Genomic DNA, 17,596 nt, shown 5'->3' with positions numbered 1-17,596 from the left:
CGGCGGGCACCCTTACGCTTCAGCGAGTCCCCCGAAGTCCGCAAGGAGGCTCTCTACGTCGTCCTGTAGTTCGCTCTCAGGCCCGTACTGGTAGCTGACCATGCGCACGCTGCGCCCCTCGGTCCGGTTGTAGAAGTAGGTGGTGAACTGAGCGCTGCTCGGCGCTGCGCGGAGCTGCACGAAGTGCCCTAGCCGCAACGGCGACTGTGACCCGTCCCGGACGAGGTAGAGCTCGTCTTCGAACATGTGGTCCCCCACGACGAACTCCCTGGTTGCAAAGGGCGTCCGAGTCCCCACGGCGACCTCGGCGGTCTGGACGAGGCCGTCGCGGCGGCGCTTGGCGCTTCCGGGGCGGACCAGCACCAGCTGTGACCAGACGTTCCCGAGGAGCCCGCGGAGCTCTCTGAGGTCCGAGTCGAGCGAGTCGACCTGTGTTCTCAGCTCCTGCTTCGAGGTGTACCCCGTGTGGCCAGACCACCGGTTGCGCTTGCCGTTCACCTCCTTGAACTTCTTGACGACGTCTTTCGAGATCATCCGCTCGATACCGGCACGGCCAAGTTCGGCGAACGCGCGGCGGACTCGCGCCTCGTCATCGGCGTCGCCGTCTTCTAACGCGCTGCGCAGGTTCTTCGCCGTCTTCTCGACGATGACCACCCAAGTTCCGAAGGAAGCCTTCTCGATGCCTAAGTGCTGCTCATGCAGGGTTTGACGAATTGCGGCCTCGGTCTCGCTGCTGCCGCCCGGATCGCTACGGCTGGCGGCGAGCAGGACAGTCGCGTGGAAGGTCACGATCGCCTCCCAGGCGTGGAGATAGGCGCGCTGCTGCTCCCCCACCGACGGGGCGGACTCTGCGGTCCACAACGCCGATGCGATCGGGTAGGGCAGCTGGTCGAGCCAGGTCGTCAACGAGTCGTCGAAGGCGCCAGCGACCTTGCTCACCACCTCGTCAGCGTTATCCGGCGCCGACCAGAGGCTCGCCCGTCGGGCGCCGAGGTCAGCCTGGAACGAGCTGAGCCGCTCGTCCGCCGATGCGAGGGCGAGCTGGACGCGAAGATTCGGGACCGGCACGATGAGCTCGTCGGCCCACCGCATCAATGAGTTGGCGTCCGACCGCAATGCCTTGAGGTGGGGGCCCGAGCCTCCCTTGTCGATCGCACGGAACCGACTGGCAACGCCCTGCTCCGAGTTGAGCCACGCCGCCATGAAGGGCAGAAAGACCGCGCCGTCTTCGAGCTGGATCGCCAGAACCCGCCCGCCGGCGTTCGTCTCGGACAGATCCGTGGCGGCTCTGCCATCCGAACTGGTGGGCACGAACAACCGCCGATCGCCCTGCTCATCATCATTCGAAACAGTCTCAGCGTCGGGCTCTCGAGCGAGGAGACTGCTCAGACGCCGGCTTGGCCAGCCCTTTGCGGCCATGTCTCGCAGCATCTCGCGCGAGTCGTCCCTGAAGACACGACTGGGATCGAGGTCGACGGTCTCGCGCGGCTTCTCGGTCAGTGAGACGCCGGAGTCTGGCCCATAGCGAGCCTCCAGTAATTCACCGTCGATCGCTGTGTCGTTGTACGTGGTGACGCGCCACGAGAGCTGACGGCCCTCGCTTGTGACGCGCGACAGCCGTGCGTCCCTTCGCGTGAACTGGTGAGTGCTGATGGTGCGGTTGCGTGGGCCCGACTTCTTCGTCCGCAGCCCGGATTCGAGCTCATGGAACGCTTCGACCGGGATCGACCTGCGGCGGCGCTCCGTGGTGAACATCGTCTGCAAATCGGCGATCATCGCTTTGCCCCGGGAGACGTCGCTGGCGTTGTTCGAGAATGTTAGAAGGTAGAGGGGGATCGCTGTGTTCGGCGCAAGGCCGTCTGGGAGCCGGGTGACCGATTCCAGAAGGCCGGCGTCGACGATCCGCTGCCGCACCGCACCGGTTGCACCGCCGGAGCTCAACGCGCCCGGGTTCACCAGTGCCGCGACACGTCCCCCGCCCTGCTCCGCCGGATGAAGCTTCTCGAGTGCCAAGGAGATGAACAGCCAGGTGCTGTCGGAGCGCTGCGGGAGGCCGAACCCGAACTCGCCGTTTGACTGCCGCGCTTCCACGAGTTCGGCCGAGTCCCGCCAGTCCATCCCCCAGGGCGCGTCGACGATCACCAGATCGGCGCTGAAGTCCTTAAAGGCATCGTGCGCCAGCGTGTCCGCATGAGCGACTTCGGCGTTGTTGACCGCCTCAAATCGACGACGGCTCGCGGCGGCGGCGGCTTCGTTGATGTCCTGGCCGCGGTAGCGGACCTCTACTCCCGACGATTGGAGCGCTTCGACTAGGAGGAAACCGGCGAACCCCAAGCCGACCGCGGGATCCCAGACGTCGACAGTCATGAGACCCGGATCGAGGCGACCGAGCCCACCGACGGCAAGGGCCCGGGCCAGGGACACGCTCGTCGCGTGCTCCAGGCCAACCGGGCCGCGTTCCCTGTCGGAATTCGGCACTGTGTCGGAGTCCTCTAGCACTACGCGAATCGCCGGGTGCGGTGCGCTTCTTGTCCCCATTGCCCTACTTGTCCTCGTCGGAGGCCATGGCGTCCTCCAAATCCGTCTCATCCGTTATCCGCATCGGGCGCGACTGCTTCAACGGGGCCCCTCCGTGGTTAGCTGCTGGTCACGCTGATCCTATCTATCCTCGCGCCCATCAACGCTGATCGACGAGCTGTGTCGCCAATTCCAAAGCCGTGCTACATAATCCGGAGCAAGTGTGCCAGCAGGTCGACGCAATATCGAGACCGAGCAAGTCACTTAAGAACGCGTCCGATTCGAGTGGACTGGCGGCGATGGTGATCCGTTTGATCCAACCGGCGCAGACTGCGGAATGCAGTGGCGACGGTCAAAAGGGTCTCACCTCCTGGTCCCGCCGATCAGCTCAGCGATCACCGTCGTCGGCATCCTCCGGAACCTGGTCAATGACCCACGAACCGTAGACTAAGCGTGCGCCTACCTCGACGCGGCCGGACGGGTCCCTTGCAGCATCCGAGAGCCGGCCGCTTGGGCAACTGTACTGCGCGAACGGCCCTCGGGCCTCCAGCCGGTTTTCGCGGGCGGCCAACTGTCAGACATGTGGGCGCCAAAAGCTGCTGGTCAGGACCTCGACCAAACATTCGCCACGGGTTTTGACAAGATTCCCGGGGCTCCGATTTCACCCCGAATGGCGAACCGCAGCTCAATGGCGTCGGCATTCGCCACTCCCCCCGACCGTTCACACCAAGGTCCTGCTGCGGGCGGGACGTCGCGTAGGAGAAGTCGGCCTCCCCATAAACATGGCGCCCTCTTCATCTCGTTTTTTCTTTCACTGTGACGAATAACTGAGGCCGACCGCGAGTCGTCGGGGTGCAGACAACGCTCGAGGTACGCAGGATCTGATCACTCCGTCAGCCCGGTGTCGGCGCCGCGAGTCTGGTCCGCGAGGGTACCCGGTTGCTTTTCGCTCGCGTCAGATCTCCAACGCCCCCCGACGCATCGCAGCGGTCGTCTGATCCCCCTCCATCAACTCGGGCTGGCGTGCATAGGCCTCACATTCCTGGAGGTGGATACGGCTCGAAGGCCTGCGCAGCCTTGTCGAGAAGCTGGGCCGCGCCGAGTTTCCTCTGACGGCCGCACCACTGGCCATTCGCTCCGGAACCGGATCCCGCTCAATCCGATCGCGACCGCTAGACCGTTGCGTCGCGGGTGCCTTTGTGGGTGGTGTCGACGACGCCACTGGTCAATCACCTGGTGCTCCGTACGTTTGGTGTCCACCCTCAGGGCTTCTGCGGGTGTCGGCGTCCAGGATGGCATTCGATCCGACTGGTCAGGGTCGCTGATGGCCCGATTGCAGGCAGTCGCTACGCGCGATAGTCGATGGGCTCGATCGACCCGTCGATCACCTCACCGAGGTAGATCGACGACCCGAGGAGGGGACGAATCCCCGGCCCTCGTCCGGAATCCGTCGCGATTGACTCGAGGTACTCGGCGCCGCTGAGCGCCTCGTCGTGTCGGTTGGCGCGGGCATAGGCCAGAATCGCTTCGTAGGTGGTTTCAGTCAGTGAGCTGATCGGTGGCACGAGGGATGATCCGGACCGCTCCCGGTAGCGGCGAACCAGGGAACGGTTTGTTCGGGTGTCGAGACTCTCGAAGTAGCCGAAAGCGGTCCGCATGCCCTGAGCTGCGTCGGCTCCGATGAGCTGGAGGGTCGCCTCGTCGAGCACAAGCGCAAAAGTCTTTGTCGTGCTGCGGAGTTCCGTCGCGGCGAAGGCGCGCTGAAATGCCACTTCGTCATGTCCGACCAGAGAGGTGAGGATCAACTCGGCGCCCGATCGGCGGATTCGAGCAAGGGTCGGCTCGAAATCGGTGGTCCCGAGATCGACGTAAGATTCGCCCACCACCGATCCGCCAGATTCGGACACCACTCCCCGCGCGGACATGTGCGCGCCAAACGACCACGAATACCGTTGTCCGACGAAGAACCATCGATACATGCCGGTGTCTGCCATCAGCCGCGGAATGCCGACGCGCACCTGGCTCGTCGGACGTTCACCGAGCCGGACCACATTATCGCGCGACGCGCCACCCTCGTTCAGGACCGTATGCACCAACAGCGTTCCGGCCGACGGCCGTGCCGCAACGACGGCGTTGAATGTCGCGGAGGTGACGCAGGCAAAGATGGCCCGGCATCCCTCACGGACCAGTCGTGAAGCTTCGGCGACGCCGGTCCACGATTGCGAGGCGTCGTCGCCGATTCGGAGTTCGACGGGTTTGCGCCGGATTCCGCCGTCGGCGTTGATTTCGTCAACGGCCATCTCGGCGAGCGCCTGCGTTGCCTGGGCGAACACGGCCGCCGATCCGGACTTACTCAGGAGCAGCCCGATCCGGTGGGTGTTGGGGTCCGGCGGTGCCGGTGAATCGAATCCACGCCTGCGCGCCAGCCAGTCGATACCTTCGGTGTCGATCTGTGACTCGAGGGTCACACGGGTGCCGCTGCCGTCCCGGTGAAACCGTACCGTCAGGACACCCGGCCACGGCTGATGATGCACGATCACCACTCTTTGAACGGGGCGAATGGCCATTACCCGACCGAGAACGGTGATCTCGGAGCCCCTGCCTGCGACATCGCTGACCGGCAGTGGGAGTGCAATCGCGGCTCCGACGATCATTGTCGCGCATTCGGCACCGAGGAGATGGCCGTCGGCGAACATCTGGAACGCTCGCGCGGGGCCCATATCGACAAAGGTCTGCGCGGTGACCGATAGGGCTGACACCGCGCTGCTCCCCTATTCGGCCGAATGAAGATACTTAGGCCGTGCGGCCTGAAGCGGGTGGCGTTGACGATTCGGGAGCGTGCGGTTGCTCGGTGGATGTCGCAAGTGCGCCGTTGAGGAGGCTCTGCAGGAACGCGAGCGCGTCCTGCGTCGGGCCGGCCGGGTCGATCGAGAAGTATCGGTGGCGACCGTCTCGTCGCTCGATCACCATGCCTGACAACCGCAATGCCTTGAGATGGGCAGAGACGGTGGTTCGGCCGACAGACGTGATCCGATCGCTGATGAAGCCGGCACTGCACTCACCGTTCTCGGCGAGTACGTCGAGGATCTGGCGACGCACTTGGTCGGCCAGCACGGAGAACGCCGACTCCTCGTTGTCGTGCACCAGTACCTCCACGGTATTTGCGGGTGCCATCCTGCACCTCGTGCAACTCTACCGTCGTCACTTGTGGGGTTCACGGAGTCGTCGCATGCCCCGTTTGCGCGACGTGGCTTATCACTGTCTCGCTGTGGCCGGGACCGAGTGGGTCTGGCCAGGTGGTCCAGACGTCTGGGCCGAGCGCGATCTCCTCGATGGTCAACAGGCACTCGTCGAGTTGCTGGTGCAGGATGTCGCGATCGATGTCTTGACCGATGAATACCAGCTCTTGCCGGCAGTCGCCGACGGGTTCCTCCCACTGGTCGAGGATGCCTCTGCGGCGATGATCATCAGTTGGCCAAAAGCCCTCGGGCAGAAACCTCCACCATCGCCCGATGTACCCGTGCCGGATCCGATGGCCTGCCTGGGAGATGCTCCCGGTTTCGGTGAACCGAGCGGCGTTCCAGAAGTATCCTTTGGCGCGCAGCAGGTTTCCGTTGCTCCACTCGTCGGCGAGAAATCTGTGGAGGCGCTGCGGGTGGAAGGGAGCCCGCTGGCGGTAGACGACGGAGGCGATCCCGTACTCCTCGGTTTCGGGAATGTGTTCGCCGCGCAGTTCCTGCAACCATCCCGGCGATGTAGCCGCCTTCTCGAGAGAAAACAGGCCGGTGTTCATGATGGTTTCCAGTGCGATGTCACCGTGCGCCATTGGCACGAGCTTCGCGGATGCATTGAACGTGCGCAGCACGCCGGTCAATTCGGCGAGTTGCCGGTCGTCGATGAGGTCAGTTTTGCTGACGAGGATGACGTCGGCGAACTCGACCTGATCCGCGAGGAGATCGGAGATGTCGCGTTGATCCTCTGGCGCGTCGGCGTCGAGCAAGCCGCCGCCGCGGTAGTCCCGTAGAAAGCTACTGCCGTCGACGACGGTGACCATCGTGTCGAGTCGAGCGATGTCATCGAGGGCGCTTCCGGCGGGATCGATGAAGGTGAAGGTTTCGGCTACCGGTAGCGGCTCGGAGATGCCGGAGGATTCGATGAGCAGATAGTCGAAGTGGCCGGCAGTTGCGAGCAGCGTGATCTCGGCGAGCAGATCTTCGCGCAACGTGCAGCAGATGCAGCCGTTGGTCATCTCGACCAGCTTTTCCTCCGAGCGGCTCAGAGTGACCTCGCGCTCGACCTCGGAGCCGTCGATGTTGATCTCACTCATGTCGTTGACGATGACCGCGACGCGGCACCCGTCACGGTTGCGCAGGATGTTGTTGAGCAGGGTGGTCTTACCGGCGCCGAGGAACCCGGAAAGGACGGTGACCGGAAGTCTGTTGTCTGCCATGGCTGTCGATCCTCGTGAAAGTGGACCCAGAAGTGCAGATGGAGCTGGGTACGGTTATGGGGCTGGAGGGCGGTGGCGGATATCCGGGGCTGGTTCAGAGATACCCGCCACCGCGGTGATCGCGAGTCAGGCGGCCGGTTCGAGATAGCCTTCGAAGAGGTCCACCATCACGCTTGCGGCATCGGTGTCCTCGCCGAAGAGTTCATCGCCAGTGAACTCGACGTGATAGGTCGGTTCAGCGCCTCCGTCGGCGCGGCCATGGCCGATCGCATCAGGAAACGGCCACTTGTCGGTGGTTCGGTGGCGGACGATGCCGGTGCGGCCCCGGCAGAACGCCGGCATCCGAATGTGCCCGGCGAAGTACTCGTCACGAACACGCACGGTATCTCCGACATGGAACACCTGAGTGTCCGAGCGGGCAGGGCGCCCCTCCGATGTCGCCGGCAGCGAGAGCGGGAATGGCCCTCCGGCAAACGTTTCCAACTCTTCCTGGGTCAGGACACCGGTCTCGACCATCAGCGTCGCGACGCCGATGGCGTAGCGCTCGTAGTACGGGGTGACCAGGTAGTGGACCGGGGCGATGCGTTCGACAACGTGCCGCACCTCGTCGACGCTGAACTTGCCGAGCTCGGCCACACCGAGGAAGAACAGGCTGTAGGGCAGGTGCTCCCAATCGGCGTGAAAGGTCTCCGGCGTGGGCTGACCGTCGTCGTAGTTGTTGATCGTATGGTCGACGCGACCAAACCCCTGGACGCCGCCAAGGTCGTGAACTCCATCCATGATGTCTGTCGTCCTTTCAAATTCGCTGTGGTTGTCGGTAGGTCACGGCAGCGTGGGCAGTGCCACACCAATGAGACAGTCTTTGGTCACGATTGCCTCGAGTTGCTCGGCGCTCCAGCCTTCGGTTCCCGCCGGACGCATCGGGACGACCAGGTAGCGGGTCTCCGCCGTGGTGTCAACGACGCGGATCTTCACGTCCTCTGGCAACGTGGTGCCCAGTTCGGCAAGCACCTTGCGTGGCTCGCGGACCACGCGGGCCCGGTATTCAAAGCTCTTGTACCAGGTCGGCGGCAGTCCGAGAATCGGCCAGGCTGTGCACGAGCACAACGAACACACGATGACGTTCTTGAGGTCCGGTGTGTCTTCCAGAGCCACGATGTACTCGCCTTGCGGGCCGAGCCACCCGTACTGTGCGACCGCGGCGGTCCCGTCCGTCAGCAGCAACTCCCGAAACTCGGGGTCGGTCCAGGCACGAGCCACCAGCGCGGCACCTTTGCGTGGGGTGAAGTCCTCCTCGAAGGTCTGCTTCCACGTCTCGACGTAGCCGTCGGGAACGAGGCCCTTCGACTTCAGCGCTTCGTAGAGCGCCCACGCACGATCGCCGGCGGGGGCTTGTTCGGGGACGCCGGGGGCGCGGGTCCGTTCGGCGTGGTGATCGATCACTGCGGACATGGGTGAACCTTCCTGTGGTGGGGCTGAAATTTGGGATCTGGGGTGTCGACGGTCGTTGTCGAGACGGTCATGTGAGCGTGAGCTCGGTAGGAGCGGTCTGGACAAGGGTCGATGGGGTCGGGAAGCCGCCGCAGAGCCGCTCGAAGGTGTGACCGACGCGAAGAACCGTCGCGTCGTCGAAGTGCTTGCCGATGATCATCATTCCCGCCGGCATCTCGTCGACGAGACCAGCCGGCACGGACATTGCCGGGTGGCCTGTGATGTCGAATGGCGCGGTGTTGGCGATCATGCCGAGCGCTTTGGTGATATACGTCGCGCGGTCGACTCCGGCCTCGGGCAACTCGGTGGCGACATAGGGCAGCGTCGGCATCACCAGGACGTCGTAGGCCCACAGCGCATCGTCGTAGGCTCGGCGAGCCAAGGGAACCAGGTTACGAGCCTTGCCGTAGAGACTCGCGCCCAGGGTTTTGACACCGTGATATCCGCATAGCGCAACGAGTTTCACCGTTTCGGACAGGTCATCAGCGCGATCGATCCGTTGTTGGGCGAAGTACGCCATCTGTTCCGGGTCATAGAGTCCACCGGCGTTGAGGCCGTATCCGTTTCCGTCGAGCATCTGGTACGCGCCGCCGTCCGTGGCGATCACATTCCAGACGTGGAACGCGTGACGATGCCAGGGAATGCTCACCTCCTCGACCGTCGCCCCGACCGCACGAAACCGCTGCGCCGCCGCCCGCACGAGATCGTCGACCTCGACTTGTGAGGAGTCGTGGCCGAAGCCTTCCGCCACCACACCGATGCGCAGTCCCGTGACCCCGCCGTCGAGTCCCGACAGGTAGTCCTCCGCGGCGATCGATTCGGGTTGGCGCGGGTCGTCGCCATCGGTGCCGGCAATCACCGAGAGCATCAGGGCAGCATCGGCGACGGTTCGGGTGATCGGGCCGACGTGGTCGATGGTGCGTTCGATCGGAAAGGCCCCGGTATATGGCACCAGGCCAAAGGTCGGCTTGTGCCCCACCACCCCGCAGAACGAGGCGGGTATACGGATGGATCCGCCCTGATCACCGCCGATCGCTAGGTCGACGTCCCCGTTTGCCACCAGGGCGCCGCTGCCGCCCGACGATCCACCGGCCTCCCGAGACGGATTCCACGGGTTGCGGACAGGACCCGTGGCCGGTGTGAAACTCGACCCCGAGAAGCACAGGTCCTCGCATACCGACTTGCCGGCGATCTCCCCGCCCGCATCGAGTACGCGCGAAACCACCGTTGCATCGCGTGAGGGCACGAAACCCTCGAGCGACCGTGATCCGTTCATCATCGGCACGCCGGCGACGGCGACATTGTCCTTGATTGCCACCCGACGACCTGCCAATCGATCGTTCGATGGCGAATCGGCGGTGATGGAGGTCGTCACGTACCAGGCTCCCAGCCGGTTCGTGTCGCCGTGCGCGGCAAACTCGAAGTCCCGTTCGGGCGCTGGAGCGTCCAGTGAGTGTGCGTAAAGTTCGTCGACCGCGTCGTAGGAGCCCAGCGCCCCATCGACGAGGCCGGCGAACTCTGCGCACTCCGTCGGTCCGAGTGACATACCGAAATGTGCTGCAGCGCTGCTGATCGAGTCCGCATCAGGTCGCTTGACTGCCATGGGAGGTCTCCTAGGGGGCTGCGATTGTCGCCCGAGTGGGGCTGTTGGGAGTGGGTTCAATTGTTCACATGCCGTCGGATATATGTCAATGAGTGTCCACATATCGACTTTAGCTGCCGACCGGCACGTTCCGTGCTGTACTGGATGGGCGCTACGGCAATCGTGCGACACGTCGCATCGGCAAAGTTGTCCGTGAGCGCCCGACAATTGATCGACAGTGACGAGAAGGGAGATGTCCATGCTCACGCAGTCGGGTTTCACCCTGCCGGCACGCACGGCCCGTCCCGACGACTGGGCGGACATGCTGCGCCAGCATTTCGTCTCGCTCGAGGTCGCCGATGTACCCGACGCCGGTTTCACCGGTGCGGTCCGGTCCGCGCAGACGGCACACCTGAACGTCGCCTCGGTCAATTCGGTGGCGCAAAGCATTTCGCGTGTCGACGGACTCATTCGCACCGACAGCAAGGACGACCTGCAGATCGGGGTGATGCGCCGGGGTCGCGCAGTGGTTCAGCAAGATGACCGCGAATGTGTGCTGGACCATGGCGATTTCGTGCTCTACGACACCAGCCGTCCGTTCCGGTGGCGATTGGACGGCCACCCAAGCGACGATTGCTGGGGCCTCGAGGTGTTCACCTGGCCCCGTGGCACACTGGCTCTCACCGAAACAGACGTTCGCCAGCTGACCGCGATCGCCTTCGACGGTCACGCCGGCGCCAGCGCACTGCTTAGTCGCTTCCTCCATGACCTCGCAACGATGCGCATGTCCGACGATGGCGACTCTTCGACGACGCTGATTGTCGACGAGGTCGGTGACCTGGTGAACGCTATCCTCCGGCGTTCGGCGTCGAGGGATCACCATCCACACGCCGATCTGTATCAATCCGCGGTGACCCGAATCGATGAAACGCTGGCCGACCACAATCTGAGCCCAGCGGATATCGCTGCTGCACTGTCTATTTCGACTCGCCAACTCCATCGCGTGTTTGCCGAGCGGGACGCCACCGTGTCCAGCACCATTCGCCGGCGACGCCTCGAGCACTGTCGCCGCGATATTGTCGCCGACAGGACACGGCGGTCGTCGCTGCTGCAGATCAGCACTCGGTGGGGCTTCGGGGATCTCGCGGTGTTCAGCAGGGCGTTCAAACAGGAATACGGGATCAGCCCCAGTCACTATCGAGCCACTGTCGCCGCAGAGTGATTATCCGCTGTCGCCAAGTGAAACCTGGCGCCGACGATCAACATCGTGGCCCTGCTACGCAAATCAATTCTTTGGTGCACGGTTAGCGTGGTCTCGTCGCGTCTCGGCCGAAGGACACCGCGACTTCAATCGAGAACGACGGCCTACCAAGATAATTGCGTGTCGGCAGTCCCCGATGCGTACGACCCAGAGGACCAGCCCATGGAATCCGCGATCGACGCCCACCTTGTCTGCCCACGCACCATCTCGCGTCGAGTGCCAGACGATTACCAACCACCTTTTCCGATGTGGGTCGGACGGGCTGATGCGCCGGTCACGCAAGTCGCCATGGCCTACCTCGGTGTTCAATACCGGGATGACACCCAGCGAGGCGTTGCCCTGGCCGCGTTGGCGACCATTGTCGGGATGCTCGAGGGTCGTCACCGCGCCGATCACTACGACCTTACCCAGCACACCGATGCCGACGGATATGCCAACCTGATGGCCGTCGGCTACTGGCGCAACCCCGTATTATTCTGCGATTGGCTGCGCACACCCACCGTCGCCGAATGGTGGGGATCCGACGAACGACTGACCGATGGGATCGGCTTCTTCCGAGAGATCACCACTCCACGGGTCGACCAGTTCGAAACGCTCTACGCCTTTCAGGACCACTTGCCCGGAGTGGGCGCGGTAATGGACGGGGTCAGCGGCGACATCAACGAGCACGGGTACTGGGGATCGATGCGCGAGCGCTTTCCCCGATCTCAGACCGATTGGATGCAGCCCTCTGGCCGGCTCCGGATAGCAAGCGGCGACCCAAATTGCGGTGGACGCGTGATCGTGCAGGGCCACGACAACATCGCGATCATCAGATCCGGACAGGACTGGCGCGAGGCCGGAACCGAAGAGCGTGCGCTCTACCTCGACGAGATTCGCCCAACACTGTCGGCGGGCATGGACTTTCTCCGCGACGAAGGGCAGGCCGTCGGCTGTTACAGCAACCGCTTCGTGCAGAGCATCGATCTCGACGGCAACCTCCTCGACGAGACCTACAACATCGGACACTGGCGTTCTCTGGAAAAGCTGGAGCGGTGGGCAGAATCCCACCCCACTCACTTGCGGATCTTCACCACGTTCTTCCGTGTCGCTGCCGGACTCGAGAAGCTCCGCCTGTACCACGAGGTGTCGGTTTCGGACGCGTCCAACCAAACCTTCGAATACATCAATTGCCACGCGAACACCGGCATGCTGCGAGACGCGGTGACGACGGAATGACGGGTAGGTCGGTGCTGCCCGGAGGCCGGTCACCCGGCCGTGGTCGACTGACCTGCGGCTCGGAAACATCTAGGGCGGTCGGCCGCGGAGATCTGGTGGTGCAGGCGAATTGCGGGACTGCCAGCAGCCGCCGCGAACGCGAGGTACAACGCGCGACGCCGCGCCGGGGATAGGTAGTCGTAGGCCGCAACCCGATACAGCGGGTGGACGAACCGCACTCGGTGGATCGGGTCGCGCGGCAGGTGTTCGAGCAGACCACCTTCGAGCGCCACGGCCAATGCCGCGGAAGGGTCGCACGACGTCGTCACCGTGCCGAGGTCGATGAGGCCGGTCGACCCACCGGCCACCGCCAGCGCCTCCTCGGGTTGCTATCAGACCGTCCGCGTTCGATCTACCCCCGCTTTCGGTATGAAAAGCTTTGTGTCGTAGGCTGTTCACCCGTGCCTAACGTCGTTGCCCGTGCTTCCGTGACCGATACCACCCTGCGGAATTGTGTGTGGTGCTCGTCCGACGAGGATGTTGCTGACCTCCGTAATGAACCGCGGTGCGGGCGCTGTCGCGCAGCGGAGCAGACCATCGCCGAGGCCCGCGATTTCGTGCGTTTCTATGGTCTGCGCCCATTGGGTGGGTCCCTGGAGTCCGACGATGAGGAGGAGCACGAGCATCGGGTCGCAGCTCGTGAGGCGAGTGCGGGGCTGACCAAGACTCGTACACACACTCCGCCGCGTCGCACGTCTCAGACGGGGCGCAGTGCCGCAGTGGCCCGACCCGCCACTACCGCCACAAGGGCAGATGCGCGGGGTGCAGCTGGAACAGTACGATCCGCCAAGCCGGACACCGCTCGACGCCCGGATGTTTCCCGGCCCGACCAGGCCGCACTCGCGAGCCGAGCCGAAGGCTTGCTGTCGCAGCTCACCGAGCTCGAGGAACGCCTCGCTGTCGCGAAACTCGACTCGGGTCTCAGTGGCAAGGCCAAGGTGGCTGATCTGACCGCGAAACGCGAGTCCGTGTTGCGGACGCTGGCCGCATTGGAGAAGGCAAAGCGGGCACTGGAGCCGGCCTGACTTTCGCACGTCACCACGGACTGGCGGCGCCGATCGGCTCAGCGCCGCAAACTCTCATTCACTACCAGACAGCGGCATGGATTCGCTCGCGAACACTGCCGCTGTGGATGGACGCTTGGCCTGTGGATGCGTAACACGGTCCGATGCCCGATTCCCTTATCGTTGGCGGCATGTCGAGGCAAAACCACTCATCGAGATCGGGCCGACGAGGTCGCACACAGGGCAGGCGCGCGGTTGATCGCACGCATCCTTGGTTGTCCGGTGGTCTGCCCCGAATACACCGGGAGCTGACCCAGGCATATCGCTATCTGTCGGTCGAATGGGTCGCATATGCGGACATGGTCAGTGCGCGCGACGCCGAGTACGCCACCGAGTTGGACGCACTCGCCGCCGCCGGCCGCGGCCCAGGTGATGCCGATTTTGACGCGGTGGTCACACAGAAACTCGACAATTCCACTCTTTACCGCATGCTCTGCGGGAACGTGATGCACTCGGCGACGGCTGTCGAGGTGCTCAACGACCTGACTCCGGTGTGGGTCCCGGAGGCGGTCAACGATGCGCTCGCATCGATCGAAGTCCCGCCAGGCGACGCGCGAAGCCTCACGGGGATAGGCGCGTCCGGACTGTTGGTCTTCGGCACATCCCCCATCCGCGCCCGCGAGAGCCTTCCGGGCGGGCAGACAATGCCTGAGGTCGACGTCGACGGCGTGCTGTGGTGGACGAAGACGGCATGCCACGGTAGTGCGTCCAATGCCCTCGCCGAGGGCGTGCCCCGCAGGTTGATGCTGGCCCCGCTGACGCGCAGTCGTGATCTGCAATGGCTGCGCGGAGACGGATGGCGGACGTCTACGCTCACCGAGGTGACCTGTTTCGATGTCACCACAGTCCGAGGTGTCGATGTACAAGAAGCGCTCTGGCCCTGTGTCGAGCTGCTGGCGAGAATCGGAACCGCGCTGCAGCACAATAGTCTTCGCTGCATCGGCGGATCGATCACCATGCTGGACGCTGCCTGAGGCCCGTCCTAGATCTGGCGAGAGCCGCTGAGAACGTCGTCTTGATGTATGGAAAACCGTTCCGTTCATTTTCGATCCGTGGATAGAGTGTCTCCATGCTTCTCGCAGAGGCTGGCTTATCGGAATGCGCTAGAGATGCCGCGTGCAATGCGGACTTCAGTCGGCCGTTCTACATCGCGTTTGGGTTGCTCGTCTTGTTCTCCGTCTGGATCGTCGTGTCGATGTTCGCGTCCGTCGATATCGTCGTCCGTCGGATCGGCCTACAGCGCAGTGCGTTCTGGCTTGCCGTCGTATGGATTGTTCCGATCGGCGGCGTGCTCGCGTGGCTGGTCCGTCGGTCGACACTGCGCGATGGCCGGGTGGAGTCAGTCTACCGGTAACTGAAAGTACCTCGCGCTCGCTTCAACGTTTGTCTTGCCGAGCGTCGTGACCTCCAGCGCTGTCCACCACCGAGTTTTCCTCCCGATGGTGGACGATCCTGTTCCGTCACATGGCAACCGGCGCCGGCCGCGCTGCATGAATCAGCTTCTCCCCCAGGTCATAATCGTCGTCGGCGTTGTGGGTCAGCACCCCGACAACTGCACCGCCGGCCTCGTACCACACAGTGAATCCATCGTCGTGCTCGATCAATCGGCTGCGCTCATACCCGTCGCCCCACGCGTGATACTTCACGGTGTCGGCACCGATGGTCGTCCAGAATCCCGGGACCTCGGCCCAATCGTCTTCAGCTCCCGCGGCGCAGGCACCGGCGACGGCGCCCTGGTCGGACGCATCCTGCCAATGCTCGATCGTGATCGGTCGGCCAGCGGTGCTGTTGGTCGCCAGTGCCGAGTCTCCCGCCGCATAGACGTCGGGGTGCGACGTGCTCATATGCGCGTCGACCACGATGCGTGAGTCGACGACTGACAGGCCAGCCTGCGAGGCCAGGTCGCCCTGTGGGGCAACGCCGGTCGCCGCGAGAACCAGGTCGGTGTCCAGAGTCACGCCGCCCTCCAGGACGACGGCGTCGGAGCCGATCTCCTGCACATGGGCACCGCCGACGAAACGAACGCCCGAATTCTCCACCAGCCGCAACAGCTTTCGCCCGGCTTCGGTGCCGAGACGCCGCTGCTGAGGAAGATCGTCGGGTGCCACCAGCGTGACCGGCACTCCTCTTGCTGCTATCGATGCGGCGGCTTCACAGCCGATGAACCCGCCCCCGATCACCACCGCCGACGACGCTCGACGGGCCACGTCACGCAATTCTCTCGCGTCCTGTAGCGAGCGCAACGTGAGCGCCAGTTCCCCACCGGGGATCGCGGGAGGTTGCGGACTGGATCCGCCGGCAAGGATCAGATGAGAGTACGGATGGCGGATGCCGGCGGCGGTGACGGCGTGCGCGTGGACATCGACCTCGGTCACGCGTGTGTCAAGGTTGATGTCCACGTTGTTCTCGGTGAACCAGGACGACGGATACATGGCGACGTCATCGGTGTCGCCGCGCAGGAACTCCTTGCTCAGCGGCGGTCGAAAGTAGGGCATGTCGACGTCAGCAGTGAGAACGCGCACCGGTTCGTCGTCGCGTCGCTCACGAAATGCCTCGGCCGCAGCCATTCCTGCGGGACCACTGCCGAGCACGATCAACCCCGGTTCAGACATGACCACAGCCATACCCGGTTCGGTCGTCACAACACATGCCCTGTGCCAGAACATCGGCCAGAGCACGCGATCCGACGCCGTGCGGGTGATGTTTGACTGCGGAGTGAGCCGGGTACAGACGACTGCGAGGGTGAACAGCCCTGCCACTAGTGACCACGTACTGCGAGGAGTGCACCGATGAGTGAGAACAGCGGTCCGGCCGAGGGAATCAAGGGCGTCGTCGAGGACGTCAAGGGCAAGGCGAAGGAAGCCGTCGGCGCGGTCACCGGACAGGATTCGATGACGCGCGAAGGCCAAGCGCAGCAGGACAAAGCCGAGTCGCAACGCACAGCTGCGGAGAAGGAAGCCGAAGCGGAGAAGGCTCGTGCGGAGGCTCGCGTCGACGAAGAACGTCAGCGAAGCGAACAGAACTGAGGTGTCCGGCGCCTTGACGGAGGTCCAGACGCCGTAGCGAGTCACCGAGAGTCCGGTGTGCGGAACAGATCCGCACACCGGACTCTCTTGCTCCGCTGCCCGATCAGCCAGGCGCCTTGACGCTGAGGTGTTTCCAGGCGTCGTATTCGCTTCTGCGGGCGGCCTCCATCTGTTCCACCATGTCGAAGGATGCGGCGCCCACGATCAGTCGCGACGGCGGCTCGGGCAGGTCGGCCAACTCCATCACGACCGGGGCTGCTGTACTCGGAGCCGGTCCGACATCCTCACCCCACATCTCACTCAATTGTGTGCGCAGCGGCGCATACTCGGCGCGGGGCGTGGTGGCCGTCGTCCCGCGGGTGAACAAGTCCGTGCCGTAACTGCCGGGCTGGACGATCGTGACCGTGATCCCAAACGGTGCAACCTCCATCGCCAACGCCTGGCTCACGGAATCCAGAGCGCTCTTGCTGGCCGCGTAGAACCCGGTGGAGGCGAACCCGCCACCTGTCCCCATCGATGTCACCTGCACGATGTGACCGAACCCCTGCGACCGCAGATGCGGCACGACAGCCTGGGTGACCCACACCGCGCCGAAGAAGTTGACCTCGAACTGATCACGGATCTGGGCCTCGGTTGCCTCCTCGACCATGCCCAGCAGCATCGTCCCGGCGTTGTTGACCACGATGTCCAGTCGTCCGAACGCAGCCGCGGCCTCGTCCACGACCTGCTGCACGGCAGTTGGATCACGAACATCCAACGTCAGCAACATGATTCGATCGGGATATGAGGCGCGGAGGTCGGCCAGTGGACTCAGATCCCGAGCAGCAGCGACAACGCGATCACCCGCCGCCAGTGCCGCTTCGGTGAACGCCTTCCCCAACCCTCTCGACGCGCCGGTGATGAACCACACTCGAGTAGACGGCATGCTCACTCCTCCACATTGATCGA

The 17,596-nt window shown here is 64.0% G+C and carries 16 protein-coding genes; 6 read left to right on the top strand and 10 right to left on the bottom strand.

Going from position 1 to position 17,596, the window contains the following annotated elements:
• Positions 1-12 precede the first annotated feature (12 nt).
• The 7 genes from EEB19_RS02175 to EEB19_RS02145 all read right to left on the bottom strand — a co-directional run bounded on the left by EEB19_RS02175 (position 13) and on the right by EEB19_RS02145 (position 10,061).
• Positions 13-2,478, bottom strand: coding sequence for a class I SAM-dependent DNA methyltransferase (locus tag EEB19_RS02175; protein WP_187582703.1), 2,466 nt, complete (start codon positions 2,476-2,478; stop codon positions 13-15).
• 1,385 nt (positions 2,479-3,863) lie between these two features.
• A complete protein-coding gene (locus EEB19_RS02170) occupies positions 3,864-5,276 on the bottom strand; it encodes an ABC transporter substrate-binding protein (protein ID WP_262365372.1) in 1,413 nt (470 codons plus the stop codon).
• A gap of 34 nt (positions 5,277-5,310) precedes the next feature.
• Positions 5,311-5,691 (bottom strand): helix-turn-helix transcriptional regulator, encoded by a 381-nt coding sequence (locus EEB19_RS02165; protein WP_187582702.1) that lies wholly within the window; start codon positions 5,689-5,691, stop codon positions 5,311-5,313.
• 40 nt (positions 5,692-5,731) lie between these two features.
• Positions 5,732-6,967, bottom strand: a complete 1,236-nt coding sequence (locus EEB19_RS02160; RefSeq protein WP_187582701.1) for a GTP-binding protein — start codon at positions 6,965-6,967, stop codon at positions 5,732-5,734.
• A 126-nt stretch (positions 6,968-7,093) separates the two neighbouring features.
• On the bottom strand, positions 7,094-7,747 hold the full coding sequence (nthB, locus tag EEB19_RS02155) for a nitrile hydratase subunit beta (RefSeq protein ID WP_187582700.1): 654 nt from the start codon (positions 7,745-7,747) through the stop codon (positions 7,094-7,096).
• A gap of 42 nt (positions 7,748-7,789) precedes the next feature.
• Positions 7,790-8,419, bottom strand: coding sequence for a nitrile hydratase subunit alpha (nthA, locus tag EEB19_RS02150; RefSeq protein WP_187582699.1), 630 nt, complete (start codon positions 8,417-8,419; stop codon positions 7,790-7,792).
• Positions 8,420-8,486: 67 nt separating this feature from the next.
• A complete protein-coding gene (locus EEB19_RS02145; RefSeq protein ID WP_187582698.1) occupies positions 8,487-10,061 on the bottom strand; it encodes an amidase in 1,575 nt (524 codons plus the stop codon).
• A gap of 238 nt (positions 10,062-10,299) precedes the next feature.
• On the opposite strand from EEB19_RS02145, the gene EEB19_RS02140 reads away from it, so the two are divergent.
• Both EEB19_RS02140 and EEB19_RS02135 read left to right on the top strand, forming a co-directional pair.
• Positions 10,300-11,262: a helix-turn-helix domain-containing protein gene (locus tag EEB19_RS02140; protein WP_187582696.1), complete on the top strand. Its 963-nt coding sequence runs from the start codon at positions 10,300-10,302 to the stop codon at positions 11,260-11,262.
• Between the two features lie 201 nt (positions 11,263-11,463).
• Positions 11,464-12,519: a phenylacetaldoxime dehydratase family protein gene (locus tag EEB19_RS02135; protein ID WP_187582694.1), complete on the top strand. Its 1,056-nt coding sequence runs from the start codon at positions 11,464-11,466 to the stop codon at positions 12,517-12,519.
• 29 nt (positions 12,520-12,548) lie between these two features.
• Here the strand turns inward: EEB19_RS02135 and EEB19_RS02130 are convergent, their stop codons facing one another.
• Positions 12,549-12,866, bottom strand: coding sequence for a hypothetical protein (locus EEB19_RS02130; protein WP_187582692.1), 318 nt, complete (start codon positions 12,864-12,866; stop codon positions 12,549-12,551).
• A 120-nt stretch (positions 12,867-12,986) separates the two neighbouring features.
• Here EEB19_RS02130 and EEB19_RS02125 point away from each other — a divergent pair, with 120 nt between their 5' ends.
• The 3 genes from EEB19_RS02125 (at position 12,987) to EEB19_RS02115 (ending at position 14,976) form a co-directional block, all read left to right on the top strand.
• The gene (locus EEB19_RS02125; protein ID WP_187582690.1) at positions 12,987-13,583 is read left to right on the top strand and encodes a hypothetical protein; all 597 of its coding nucleotides are present in this window, start codon (positions 12,987-12,989) and stop codon (positions 13,581-13,583) included.
• Between the two features lie 254 nt (positions 13,584-13,837).
• Positions 13,838-14,596 carry a hypothetical protein gene (locus EEB19_RS02120; RefSeq protein ID WP_187582688.1) on the top strand — a complete coding sequence of 253 codons (759 nt, stop codon included), beginning with the start codon at positions 13,838-13,840 and terminating at the stop codon, positions 14,594-14,596.
• 95 nt (positions 14,597-14,691) lie between these two features.
• On the top strand, positions 14,692-14,976 hold the full coding sequence (locus EEB19_RS02115; RefSeq protein ID WP_187582686.1) for a hypothetical protein: 285 nt from the start codon (positions 14,692-14,694) through the stop codon (positions 14,974-14,976).
• Positions 14,977-15,082: 106 nt separating this feature from the next.
• Here EEB19_RS02115 and EEB19_RS02110 read toward each other — a convergent pair whose 3' ends face one another.
• Positions 15,083-16,234 carry an NAD(P)/FAD-dependent oxidoreductase gene (locus tag EEB19_RS02110; protein ID WP_187582684.1) on the bottom strand — a complete coding sequence of 384 codons (1,152 nt, stop codon included), beginning with the start codon at positions 16,232-16,234 and terminating at the stop codon, positions 15,083-15,085.
• Positions 16,235-16,411: 177 nt separating this feature from the next.
• On the opposite strand from EEB19_RS02110, the gene EEB19_RS02105 reads away from it, so the two are divergent.
• On the top strand, positions 16,412-16,648 hold the full coding sequence (locus tag EEB19_RS02105) for a CsbD family protein (RefSeq protein WP_187582682.1): 237 nt from the start codon (positions 16,412-16,414) through the stop codon (positions 16,646-16,648).
• Between the two features lie 103 nt (positions 16,649-16,751).
• Here EEB19_RS02105 and EEB19_RS02100 read toward each other — a convergent pair whose 3' ends face one another.
• Positions 16,752-17,573 (bottom strand): SDR family NAD(P)-dependent oxidoreductase, encoded by an 822-nt coding sequence (locus EEB19_RS02100; protein WP_187582680.1) that lies wholly within the window; start codon positions 17,571-17,573, stop codon positions 16,752-16,754.
• Positions 17,574-17,596 lie beyond the last annotated feature (23 nt).

The organism is Gordonia sp. OPL2, from assembly GCF_003797825.1.
Classification (GTDB): domain Bacteria; phylum Actinomycetota; class Actinomycetes; order Mycobacteriales; family Mycobacteriaceae; genus Gordonia.
The sequence above is the reverse complement of the archived record's forward strand: the minus strand, read 5'-3'. Positions and strand labels throughout refer to the sequence as shown.